Below are 12,419 nucleotides of genomic sequence, written 5' to 3' on the forward strand. Positions count from 1 at the left end.
TTTACTGGTACAGAGGGTAAAATTTCGTATGTTTTTACTACTCCTATTCTGGGTAGTTGTATGTAGTTTCCTTGGAAAATCTTAATACTTCCTTCTAAGTAAAAACTGTCTTTTCTACCTTTTTTTTAAAGACTGGAAATCCACGTTTAGGAATAGTGAGAAAGTTTTTAAATGCCCTCTCTAAATCTCTTAATGCTTGTTGTGGGGCACATTTAGATACCTCATAGTACCATGGATTAACTGATTTGACTTCCGCTACTAAACGTTTATGCAGAGTGATGGCGCTTGGGCGTTTTTTAGTTTCTTCGTACTCTTGTATGCAAGTTGCTAATCCCCAGTTATAGGCATGACGAGCTACTCCTGCATGTTTGGCAAGTATGGTTTTTTGTTGGTTGTTAAGTTTTAGCTTAGTTTTAAAGGATTTCATGATTATTGTTTTTGTTGGCACTAAGTGCAGTTCTGCTGTTTCATCTATAGTTAATAAGTCAGACATAACTCTAGTATACCACATTAAATGTCTAATTTGTCTGACTTTGTCTAATTATTTTAATACTGTTGATAGCCCTCTGCTCAGTCACCTCTGGTGGCGGACCATAATCTCCATCGCTGAAATATACTCGCTCTACTATATATATTGTGGTTCTACTTCTATCCACAGACGAGCTCCTCCGGCTTGACTTTTATTCGCGTCATGGGGTTGATAGACGATTTGGCAAGGTCCGTGAATTTTCAGGGTAATTAACAGCTTGACATAATCATAGATTATCTATTATAATCTATGAATATCTATATTTCATTTTATGCTACTAGGATTCAAAACTGAGTTACACCCAAATAATCAGCAAAAAACCTTATTGGCTAAACACGCTGGTGTAGCTCGTCATGCCTGGAACTGGGGATTATGGCTTACCAGAAACATCCTTAATCACAATCAGCGTCATCCTGATAGTAAACTTAAATTTCCTAATAAGAAAAGTTACACCTGAGAATAGCTTATAGATGATGATAACAGGTCGATATAATTAAGGTTGGTTAGTTCCCACCCTTCAACCTTTCATCTTTATCTAAATCAACATAATTGTTGCTTAATCATCCAGCAAAATCCTATAAAGTTTTGAAAGGTCTTCAAATGTTTGGGTTCGTCTCCAACTCTCTTGATTAACTCATCTAAATAAGATTTATTTTGAGCATCTCTAGGTAATTTTTTACTATAACTACTATTTCTAGCTGAAAATATTTCTTTGAGATATAAATAATGAAATTCGGCATGATTATAATCTTGACTATAATTACCCATTAATTCAGGGTCTTTTACGGATACATCATAATATTTCACATAATCTAATAGAGGCTTTTCTAAAGGTTGCCTAGAATTGAACATTTTTCTGTTGCCTAAAAACCAGGTTTCTATACATCGGTTTTGAATAATGGGAATAAATTTCACGTTTCCTAGTTCTAGGTTGAGGTTATTTTGAACTATGAAATCGTTTATTTCCTTTCTTTTACTTTCTACGGTTTCCTCTTCAGCATCTATACAAATGACAAGGTAATTATATTTGCCTATTTCTTGAATTTTTTTTATCGCATCAGGAATGCCTTCACGAATAACTGCGGGATAACCGTTATAACTAAATAAACAATAGTTATATTTGTCTACTTGATGATAAAATTTTACTTTTGTTAGTTCGGGTAGAAGATAGTTAAGCCAAGAAGTATAAATCTTTTTTTCTGTACTTCTTCCTTCTAAAAGAAAATAAATATTCATTATGCTTCTACCTCTTCGGAAGATTCTTCCAGAACATTTATTAGATCGATAAAGGCTTGATGTCTTGATTTTGAAATTCCCAAATCTTCAGGCTCTTTCACCTGTATTTTGTTACCTTGACGAGTAACTATTTTCCAATGTTTAGTTCCGATATTATTGATGATATATGGATGATGGCTAGTAATAATAAATTGTATTCCTTTATTCTCTAATATCAAATCTGTGACACTATCAATACAATTCACTCCTAAACTCTTTTCAAACTCATCAATTAATATGACACTTCCCTCTGGCGATAAATATAATTCACTAATATACATTAATGTTTTAAACATTCCTGAAGAAATATTATTTTGTGAAATCCAATCAGATACTCTTTTTTCTTTCAGATAAACAACTGTAGATCCTCTAAAAATATCGGTAAATGGTTCGGGAATTTCATTGTCAGTAAATGGTGATTCTATTTTAATATCTTCAACTTGATTGAATATTTCTATAAATTTATCTTTGATTTTTTCAAAGCTTTCTGGCAAATATCGATAAACTAAAGATAATTTAATAAAAACAGGAAGATCGCTTTCTTGAATATCCCTGAAAGAACAATTTTCATATTTTCCTATTACAGAAATAGGTATTCGCCAAATTCTTTCAAAAGTTCGATCAGGATTTGTCAGTATAATTTTATTAATTTCTTCCTGAACAGGACTAATATCTTCTTCTTGATTTAGTAATTCTACTATACTTTCAAAAGGGGATAATTTTGGAGTACGAACACCTGCAAATATTATTTTTTCTGAGTCTCTTTCAATAATAATTTCCTCATCTTTATAAAGATGTTCAGAGATGAGTTTAAAATTATCTTCTTCCTCAGAATTATTTATTTTTATCTTGAATCCCTCTACATTTTCAAACTCTCCTTGCCAACGATAGGATATATTATCTTTGGTTAGAAAAGTGACATTCCAGTAGACTCCATTTAATGAGTCACCATTAGCAATTTTTTTTAGAGATAAAATTGAACGAATTATTTGAGTTTTACCTGCACCAGAGACACCCACAAGCAAAGTAATATTAGGTGAGAATTCAACAGGTTCAAGATGCAAATCATATTCACGATCGCGATACTCTAGTTTCTGAATTTTCATCGATATTATCCTTAAATTATATTGACAATAATCCTATCATCTAATTTGAATAAAGTCTATTTATACTGAGGCTATCAAATAGATAAAGCGATCAAAGGTAACAAAAAAATTCCACTAGAAGTATAGTCATTCCAGTTAAGATTGAGACAAGGGTTTCTTACCTTGAAAGAGTTTCAGCAGAAAAAGTGTTCCAGTCTTATTCAGAATGACTATAATTTTTGTATCTGATGTTAATTAGGGTTTGCTGATTAAATCTAAAAGCATTGACTTATATTGGCTTGAGTTTTTTTAGGATTGAAAAAAGTGCCTGGTTTTCGGTGCTTCAGAGCTACAAAAAGTAAGTATTTTGGGATGATTATGGCAGAACAATCCAGGGATAATTTTTCCAACTACCTCCTCTATAATTCCTATTTATTCTGACTCCTGACTCCTGACTCCTCCCCTTATCACTCATACTTTTTCAGCAAACCCTAATTAAGGCTTACTGATTAAAGCTAAAAGTCAGGATAGCTTACGTTCAACAATGAATAATTAATAATTAATAATTAATAATTACCTCTCCTTGAAAAGAAGAGGATTGACTAATAATGAAAATTTTTCTTTATTATCCCCTTAAAAGGGAGGCGCATACCCACAATTTTTCGGTAATAGAGCTTTTTATATTCAGTTTATCTTCAAGTTTATAGCTCTTATATCATGTCCGGATAATTAGTTATGAAAAAACTTTTTCCTTCAACTCCAGTTGTTCTTCTTTCTTCCCTCTTCCCCTCCTGGGAGGGGCGAGGGGTGGGTTGACTCCTGACTCCTCCGTAGTTATTTATTTATCACTGTTTAACCGGACATGATATTATTTGCCTCAAGATACTGAAATTTTCTGCTGAAATTCAAGAAAATTTATTCACATAAAATTGCCGAAACCTTTGCCTGTTATCCCCATCTCTGCGTCCCCGCGTCTGGTGTCTCCCCGTGTCCTACCCCCACCAACCAATTTTTTCAGCAGACCCTAATTATGTGTGCTACTGTCTAGTTCATTCTCAGACAAAACCAGAGCAACAAACTAATCTTAGTTCTTGAGCATAAGCGATCGCTAAATGAGTAGTACAAGTTCTTTCTAATAACTGTATTTCTCAATAATTTAAAGATTAATACTTTGATACTTTCCACCACTGAGTTTTTATTTAATTTTAGTTAATTATCTCATGGTATGTTAATAAGATTATCGACAAAAACAATCACTAGACAGGGAAATGTTTTTCCCACTTTTGCCTGTTCCCTGCTATATGAGAAATAATACATTAATCAAATAAGGTGTTAAGTAATAGTAGAAAAAATCAATCGTTTCTCCCAATATCATATTAATTTAATTGTGCTATTTCTACTACTTCTATCGGATAAACTGAACTATAAGTCATATTACTCATAGGTCAGAAGATGTTAAATATTCAGTTATTCTATTTTTGATTCTCTGTTTTCTTTTTTTTAATTTAAAACCTCAACAATATACTCTATTATCTTTAAAATTATCTAATATTTTATCTTTTCTTTAAAATTTACCACAACTAAAAATTTGTCAATAAATCAAATCAGAAAATCAATCTAAATTTTTTGGAAAAAATCTTATATTATACTAAAATGTTTTAGATTTGGTATAGAAATAAATTCAAATAATGAAACTTAATATCTATGAAAGGTAATCAAATGGGTGTATTATTAAAACATAAAAAAACTACCAGATATAAGCTGAAGTAATCCTGATACTAAATGAAAAGTAAGCTAAAAATAGAGCTTTTTACCAGAATATGGGAACTGAATTAATTCTTAAAAAGCCCTTTCATTAATGGATAATAGATAATTGATAATTACATCTGGTTAAAACCGTTACGGAATTGAATATAAGGAATATTTTCTTCTTTTTTTCCTTAAAAAGCGAGGGTTGAAACCATAATTATTTAATTATTAATTATTCGGTAAATTATGCTTTGATTGTTGTCAATAAATCGTCAGATTACCAAATTATAGAATTATGCAAGAAGTACACCAAAATCAGAGTACATCGTACACAGAAAAAGTCAAAATTCAAGTAGAAGACGATCGTACAGGCACTAGTCTCGATACCATCAAACGAGCGATCGCCGATAACTTATATTATTTACAGGGGAAAGATATAGAATTTGCTACCACCTATAATTATTATATGGCCTTAGCATATACAGTACGCGATCGCTTGTTGCATCGTTGGCTCAAAACCACAAAAACATACTTCCATCAAAACGTCAAAACAGTATACTATCTCTCAGCCGAATTTCTCATGGGTCGCCAACTAGCAAAAAACCTAGTCAATGTAGGTTGTTGGGAAGTCGCGAGTCAAGCTCTCGAAGAATCATGTCTTAAACTTGATGACTTAATCGAAAAAGAACCAGAACCCGGTTTAGGCAATGGTGGTTTAGGTCGTCTAGCAGCTTGTTTCCTCGACTCTCTCGCCACCCTAGAAATTCCCGCAGTAGGCTACGGTATACGTTATGAATTTGGCATTTTCAAACAACAAATTCAAAACGGCTATCAAGTTGAACAACCAGACAAATGGTTAAGTCTAGGCAACCCTTGGGAAATTCCTCGCCATGAAGACCAAGTAGAAATTAAATTCGGCGGTTACACAGAAGCATACCCAGACAAACAAGGCAATTATCGGGTTAGATGGATACCTGCACGCACAGTCATTGGAATGCCCTATGATACTCTTGTTCCTGGATACAATACCAACACAGTCAATACTCTACGCCTCTGGAGTGCCAAAGCAAGTAATGAATTTGACCTGCAAATTTTTGACTCCGGTGACTATAACCGCGCCGTCGAAGACAAAACTTTCTCTGAAAATATTTCCAAAGTTCTCTACCCCAACGATAATATATTTCAAGGCAAAATGTTGCGCTTAGAGCAACAGTATTTCTTCGTCAGTTGTTCTCTCCAAGATATCATTCGTACTCACTTGTCACGGAATCCAAATTTAGACAATTTTCAGGAAAAAGCAGCCATTCAGCTCAATGATACTCACCCCTCTATAGGAGTTGCTGAATTAATGCGCCTGTTAGTAGATGAGCATGATATGGAGTGGGAAAAAGCTTGGAATATTACTCAAAATACCTTTGGCTATACTAACCATACATTGCTATCCGAAGCTCTAGAACGTTGGCCAGTTAGTATGTTCGCAACTCTGCTACCACGACATCTCGAAATTATTTATGAAATTAATTTCCGTTTCCTAGAAAAAGTCAAGAAACGTTATCCGGGAGATGATGGGCGGTTGGCACGGATGTCACTGATCGAAGAATTTCCTGAAAAACGCGTGCGAATGGCTCATTTAGCTTGTGCTGGCGCTCATGCTATCAATGGTGTGGCAGCATTACATACTCAACTGTTGAAAACAGATGTTTTGAGAGATTTCTACGAATTGTGGCCGGAGAAATTTACGAATAAAACTAATGGTATTACTCCTCGTCGTTGGTTGTTAATTAGTAACCCGAAATTGGCATTACTAATTACAGATAAAATTGGCAAAAATTGGATTAAAAACTTAGAGGAAATTAAGCAGCTTGAGCGGTTTATTGATGACCCTGAATTTCGCAATAATTGGAGGCAGATTAAACATGAAAATAAACAAGATTTAGCTGCTTATATTTACCAAAAGACAGAAATTGTAGTTAATCCTAATTCTCTGTTTGATATTCAGGTAAAACGACTCCATGAATATAAGCGTCAACTGTTGAGTGTGCTGCATATTATTACCCTTTATAATCAAATTAAACAGAATCCAGATGTAGATATTTTGCACCGCACTTTCATTTTTGGCGCGAAGGCAGCACCAGGTTATTATATGGCAAAATTAATCATTAAATTGATTAACGCTGTAGGGGAAATCGTGAATAATGACCCAGATGTGCGCGATCGCCTCAAGGTAGTTTTTGTGCCTAATTTCTCTGTATCTATCGGTCAGCGAATTTATCCAGCAGCCGATCTTTCTGAGCAAATTTCTACTGCTGGAAAAGAAGCTTCTGGTACTGGCAATATGAAATTTTCCCTAAATGGCGCTTTAACTATTGGTACTCTTGATGGAGCAAATATTGAGATTCGCGAAGCTGTTGGTGCTGAAAATTTCTTCCTATTTGGATTGAATGTTGAAGAAGTTAAAGCATTAAAATATCAAGGATATAATCCGGAGCAATACTATACTTCTAACCAAGAATTACGGCAGGTTATTGACCGTATTGCTTCTGGTTATTTCTCCCCTGGCAAACCAAATTTATTCCAGCCAATTGTAGAATCTTTACTAGGAAAAGATGAATATATGTTGTTTGCTGATTATCAAGCTTATATTGATTGTCAGGAAAGAGTTAATCAGGCTTATCGTAACCCCGAATATTGGACTCGGATGTCGATTATTAACTCTATTAATATGGGCAAATTTTCCGCTGACCGTACTATCAATGAATATTGTCAGGAAATTTGGAATGTCGAACCTGTGAAAATTGATATGGAAGCATATAGTCAGGAAACAGCAGGTTTACAACGTTATTGTCAAATTTAGCGTCTTCAATAGATATAACAAACCTAGATTGAAAACCGCTGTAAGTGTCAGTATGGGTTTGTTAGATCATGTCCTCTTGAATACTTATATAGCAGTCGCCAAGACGCTTGGGACATAAAGGACAAACATAGCGTTGGGGCAGTAAATGCGGCAGCTATATCTCCTCATTGAGATGGTCTAATAATTTGATCTTTTCTCTGTCCTAACGCTTTGACAGTTGCTATATTTTCCCTCCACACACCTCATAATTCTGGTGCTTGAAAAAATGAAATGACTATTGCGACATCCGCAACAAACAGAGGAAGTAGATATTTTTCCTCCACACACCTCATAATTCTGGTGCTTGAAAAAATGAAATGACTATTGCGACATCCGCAACAAACAGAGGAAGTAGATATTTTTCCTCCACACATCTCATAATTCTGGTGCTTGAAAAAATGAAATGACTATTGCGACATTCGCAACAAACAGAGGAAGTAGATATTTTTCCTCCACACACCTCAAATTCTGGTGCTAAAAAAAATGAAATGACTATTGCGACATCCGCAACAAACAGAGGAAGTAGATATTTTTCCTCCACACACCTCAAATTCTGGTGCTAAAAAAAATGAAATGACTATTGCGACATTCGCAACAAACAGAGGAAGTAGATATTTTTCCTCCACACACCTCAAATTCTGGTGCTAAAAAAAATGAAATGACTATTGCGACATTCGCAACAAACAGAGGAAGTAGATATTTTTCCTCCACACACCTCAAATTCTGGTGCTAAAAAAAATGAAATGACTATTGCGACATTCGCAACAAACAGAGGAAGTAGATATTTTTCCTCCACACACCTCAAATTCTGGTGCTAAAAAAAATGAAATGACTATTGCGACATTCGCAACAAACAGAGGAAGTAGATATTTTTCCTCCACACACCTCAAATTCTGGTGCTAAAAAAAATGAAATGACTATTGCGACATCCGCAACAAACAGAGGAAGTAGATATTTTTCCTCCACACACCTCATAATTCTGGTGCTTGAAAAAATGAAATGACTATTGCGACATTCGCAACAAACAGAGGAAGTAGATATTTTTCCTCCACACACCTCATAATTCTGGTGCTTGAAAAAATGAAATGACTATTGCGACATTCGCAACAAAGAGAGGAAGTAGATATAGCAGTTGTCAAGGCGCTTACAGCACTTTTGAAGATAGTGAAGTACAGCTATAAGACTATTTATTCCTGTATTTTCTGTTGCCTGTTCCCAGATCCGGTGTTCCCTAGAGCAATAAAACTTTGTACCTCTTTTCTTTGAAAATCTATTCAACTATTTAGTCTAAATTCCAGTACTCAGAATTCAATTGTTATAAAAAAGCACCTATAGTTTTATAGGTGCTAAATTTAATTCAACTATAAATTAAACTTAAAAAGTTGTAATTATATAGCTAATTCTTAGTAGCAATCATAACGTCTATAGCTGTAACGTACAGGACGACTATAGTGATAACTACGGTAGTGATAACTAACAGGGCGACGATAATAACGTCGAGAACGACCATAACCGTAACAATCATCGAAATTATGACCACCATTAATAGTGGCAGATTCTTCGGAAGAAAGCTCAGAAAATAATTCAGTGTTTTGAGTTTCTTGCATAATATTATCCTCTTGATTAATTGTGTTTACAAGATAGTTAAAAATTATCGATATCTATTTAACTATCTTGTTGCTTCTAATTGTATTTTTCGTTGCTGAACTCCAGCATCAGGATATTTTTTTTTGATTAGCGACTCCTTAGAGCTTGCTAAAAAGCACTTTAAAAATGCTTTTGAATTCAACTCATAAGTTGAAATTAGTAGCAGTTAGACCTATAGCCATAATAGCGACGACGGGAGTAGTAACGTACAGGCCGACTACGGTAATAACGACGATAGCCATAACTATAATACCGACGACCATAATAGCCATGACCACCATTAATAGTGGCAGATTCTTCTGAAGAAATTTCAGTAAAGAGTTGATTATTTTTTGTTTCTTGCATGAATATTTTCCTCAAGTTTGATGACATTCGTCATGTTTAATAATTCCTATATATAGGAGGAATTACAGTTAAGTATTCTTCATAAGTTGGTAATATCCGGATAACTATCTACTCCCTCTTTTCTGGATATTCTTAATAGATTCCATAAGAGTTATATTTAAAAGTGCGATTAAAGTATTGGAGTTAAAGATTTTTTTGCAGCAGAATAATCAGCACTATATAATAGTACTTCACTACTTGATAACTACTATAAAGTTAAAATTAATTGTGCTTTAATCCATAGAGATATAGACACAAAAAAAGACTTTAGTAATAGCCTTTGATATTTCCTTTATAGTAATTATAATTAGAACGTTGGTAGTCATAAGAGTAGCGGTTATCACCATAATAACTACGAGGACAAAGTTGAAAACCTAAAAAATTACGGCGATATTGATAATTTTCATTATAACCACCATTTATATAGGTAGATTGTTCATAATTCAGTTCTGTAAAAAGTTGCTTTTTTTGAGGTTCTTGCATAATTAACTTCCTCATGATTAATAATTTTAATTAAATAGTTGTAATCTTTAGCTGAGTTCTAGAATGTATGAAGGAATGGTACTCGATCATTCCCAAATAATCTGTAGTGTCCGGAGTTTTGTATACTTCGACGATCAGGTTATTGTGAAGTATTGACTTTAATCCTAATTTCTTCAAGTTTTCATTCTATCCGGATTAAGTTGAAACAAATCTGCAAAAATTATTAGAGAATAAATTATATACGGCAGTTATAAATGATTTTTCATACCAAATTTAAAAAACAATACTATCTACATTTTTTGTAGAGGATTTGTATACAACACCCCTACTACTCATTACTTTATATAGCAATTATCTAAATAATTTGTCAGAAATTCCCAGTAAAATCAACAATCTGAAACTCTTGCGACCTATTTCCCTTTTTTTAAGATATTTTTTATCTTTTTATTTTAGGTTTAATATCCCACCGTCTACACGGTGTTTACAATTGGTTGGGGTTTGAGTCCCCATCCATTTTTTCTTCCTTCTTCAAGAAATTATACTCATGACTACGAATAGACATTTAACTAGATAAAATTGCTACAAAATATTGGACTTTAACCAGAAAGTCAAGTTGTTAACACAAATATGATTAAGGTCGTTAACAAAAGTAGCTCATCTCTCAATTTAGCCTCAAAATAATTATCGTTGTTAGGCTTCCTTTGCGTATTAGATATTAGGTCATGCGGTCAGCTTTTTCACCTAAAACCTACCACCTTCTTTAACTTAGTAAGTGAATATCAATTATGTTAAATAATTCTGATTATGTAGAACTACAACCTCTAGAAAGTGATGAATTTCTCCCTCCTCTAAGTCCTTGGAGCAAAATAGGAGGAATGTTTTTAGTAGGAACATTTGGTGTCGCTATTGCTCTAATGAGTGTAGTCAAGTACAATCCTACTGTAAGAACTGAAGCAATTGCTCGCCCAACAGGAGATGTAAGAATTGTTCAGGCGCTTACAGAAGGTAAAGTTGAAAGTGTAGAAGTAAATGAAAATCAAGCTGTTGAAATGGGAGATGCGATCGCACGCATAGATGAATCTGCACTTAATCGCCAAAAAAATCAACTACAGGAAAAAATTAAACAGTGTGAGGTAGAATTAGAACAGATAAATCAACAAATTTCTGCTCTAGAAGTTCAAATTTTAGCTACCGCGAAACCTCAGACTTTTCAGAAATCTAAATCAAGTACAACAGCAAATAATAAAATAGATAATGCATCTGTGGAGTCAGCCATTTTAGATTTATCTAAATCTTTACCTACAGTTGCTCAACAATTTGCTAAGGATCGACGAGACCTAATTGTGAAGCGGACAAAATTAATTAAAGATTTGACTACAGGTACTAGAGAACTAGAAAAAGTAGATATTAAACTTGATAATAGTGTAATTCGAGTCCCTGTAGATGGTACTATCTTTCAGCTATCTTTGCGTAATCCTGGGCAAACTGTAGAGTCAGGAGCAGCGATCGCTCAAATTGTTCCTAGTAATGCACCTTTAGTATTTAAAGGTAGAGTAACAGCAGCAGATATTGCTAGGGTAAAAGTTGGTCAACCCGTGCAAATGAGAATTTCAGCGTATCCTTTTCCGGACTATGGTATTCTCAAAGGAACTGTCAATTCAATTTCTCCAGATGCTATCACCTCAGAAGCACTTCGCGAAGCTTATTATGAAGTGACTATAGAACCTGAAAGACCATACTTAGTTAGGAGCGGTCGTCAATATCTAATCCAACCAGGAATGGAAGGTCGAGCTGATATAATTTCTTCGCAAGAAACCGTGCTAACTTTTGTTCTCAGAAAAATTAGGCTGTTAAGCGATTTTTAAGTTTTTATTTTCTTTGTGTTGGGCAGAGGAGGATGAGGAGTCAAAAATATTACTAGCGAATAATCTGAAAAATTTTGGTATAATTAATATCAATTTTTCTAATAATTTTATAGATTAATTGCTGAGATACTATTTTACACATTTTCCTACTTTTTTCCATAAAGAATTGTTGAAAATACCTCTCTAACACCTACTATTTTTTTACATTTATGTTTGACAAATTTATCAGTAAAGTTCAGAAGTAACTTGACAAATAATTTTTTATCTGGATTGAAAATTAAACTCTTTACTCTAATTATTGTCTCCTATTTCTAAAAGAATCATTAGGTATAGTACACACTAAAGTTGCAACTTCAACAGTTGTTTTTGTTGAATATTTTAAGTTTAATTTAATATTTTTCTTGAAGAAAGTAATAAGTGACTAATTTATCTAAAAAAATATACTTTTTTTGACGGGAAATAGTATTTGCCAAGAAATATCAGCATTTGTGCTTAGATTGTTTTTTTAC

Annotated in this window: 10 protein-coding genes; 3 read left to right on the forward strand and 7 right to left on the reverse strand. The window is 33.7% G+C overall.

Translation table 11 applies throughout. The features are described from left to right. Window positions 1-94: 94 nt before the first annotated feature. Entirely contained in the window at window positions 95-511 is a 417-nt protein-coding gene (locus F6K23_RS18455; RefSeq protein ID WP_293158529.1) for a transposase, read from the reverse strand. A gap of 7 nt (window positions 512-518) precedes the next feature. Next, window positions 519-656, reverse strand: coding sequence for a hypothetical protein (locus F6K23_RS18460; RefSeq protein WP_293158531.1), 138 nt, complete (start codon window positions 654-656; stop codon window positions 519-521). A gap of 144 nt (window positions 657-800) precedes the next feature. Between F6K23_RS18460 and F6K23_RS18465 the strand changes: the two genes are divergently transcribed. Next, entirely contained in the window at window positions 801-986 is a 186-nt protein-coding gene (locus F6K23_RS18465; RefSeq protein ID WP_293158533.1) for a helix-turn-helix domain-containing protein, read from the forward strand. Between the two features lie 83 nt (window positions 987-1,069). Here F6K23_RS18465 and F6K23_RS18470 read toward each other — a convergent pair whose 3' ends face one another. Next, window positions 1,070-1,765: a hypothetical protein gene (locus tag F6K23_RS18470; RefSeq protein ID WP_293158535.1), complete on the reverse strand. Its 696-nt coding sequence runs from the start codon at window positions 1,763-1,765 to the stop codon at window positions 1,070-1,072. Further along, window positions 1,765-2,910, reverse strand: a complete 1,146-nt coding sequence (locus F6K23_RS18475) for an AAA family ATPase (RefSeq protein WP_293158537.1) — start codon at window positions 2,908-2,910, stop codon at window positions 1,765-1,767. Before F6K23_RS18475 ends, F6K23_RS18470 begins: the two co-directional genes overlap by 1 nt. Window positions 2,911-4,933: 2,023 nt before the next feature. Here F6K23_RS18475 and F6K23_RS18480 point away from each other — a divergent pair. After that, the gene (locus F6K23_RS18480) at window positions 4,934-7,492 is read left to right on the forward strand and encodes a glycogen/starch/alpha-glucan phosphorylase (protein WP_293158539.1); all 2,559 of its coding nucleotides are present in this window, start codon (window positions 4,934-4,936) and stop codon (window positions 7,490-7,492) included. 1,442 nt (window positions 7,493-8,934) lie between these two features. Here F6K23_RS18480 and F6K23_RS18485 read toward each other — a convergent pair. The 3 genes from F6K23_RS18485 to F6K23_RS18495 all read right to left on the reverse strand — a co-directional run bounded on the left by F6K23_RS18485 (window position 8,935) and on the right by F6K23_RS18495 (window position 10,045). Beyond that, window positions 8,935-9,138, reverse strand: coding sequence for a hypothetical protein (locus F6K23_RS18485; RefSeq protein ID WP_293158541.1), 204 nt, complete (start codon window positions 9,136-9,138; stop codon window positions 8,935-8,937). Window positions 9,139-9,334: 196 nt separating this feature from the next. Further along, the gene (locus tag F6K23_RS18490; protein WP_293158543.1) at window positions 9,335-9,523 is read right to left on the reverse strand and encodes a hypothetical protein; all 189 of its coding nucleotides are present in this window, start codon (window positions 9,521-9,523) and stop codon (window positions 9,335-9,337) included. 306 nt (window positions 9,524-9,829) lie between these two features. Beyond that, a complete protein-coding gene (locus F6K23_RS18495; RefSeq protein ID WP_293158545.1) occupies window positions 9,830-10,045 on the reverse strand; it encodes a hypothetical protein in 216 nt (71 codons plus the stop codon). Between the two features lie 785 nt (window positions 10,046-10,830). Between F6K23_RS18495 and F6K23_RS18500 the strand changes: the two genes are divergently transcribed. Then, complete coding sequence (locus F6K23_RS18500; RefSeq protein ID WP_293158547.1) at window positions 10,831-11,910, forward strand: HlyD family secretion protein; 1,080 nt, start codon at window positions 10,831-10,833, stop codon at window positions 11,908-11,910. The last annotated feature ends 509 nt before the right edge of the window (window positions 11,911-12,419 follow it).

This window comes from Okeania sp. SIO2C9 (genome assembly GCF_010672455.1).
Taxonomy (GTDB): Bacteria; Cyanobacteriota; Cyanobacteriia; order Cyanobacteriales; family Microcoleaceae; genus Okeania.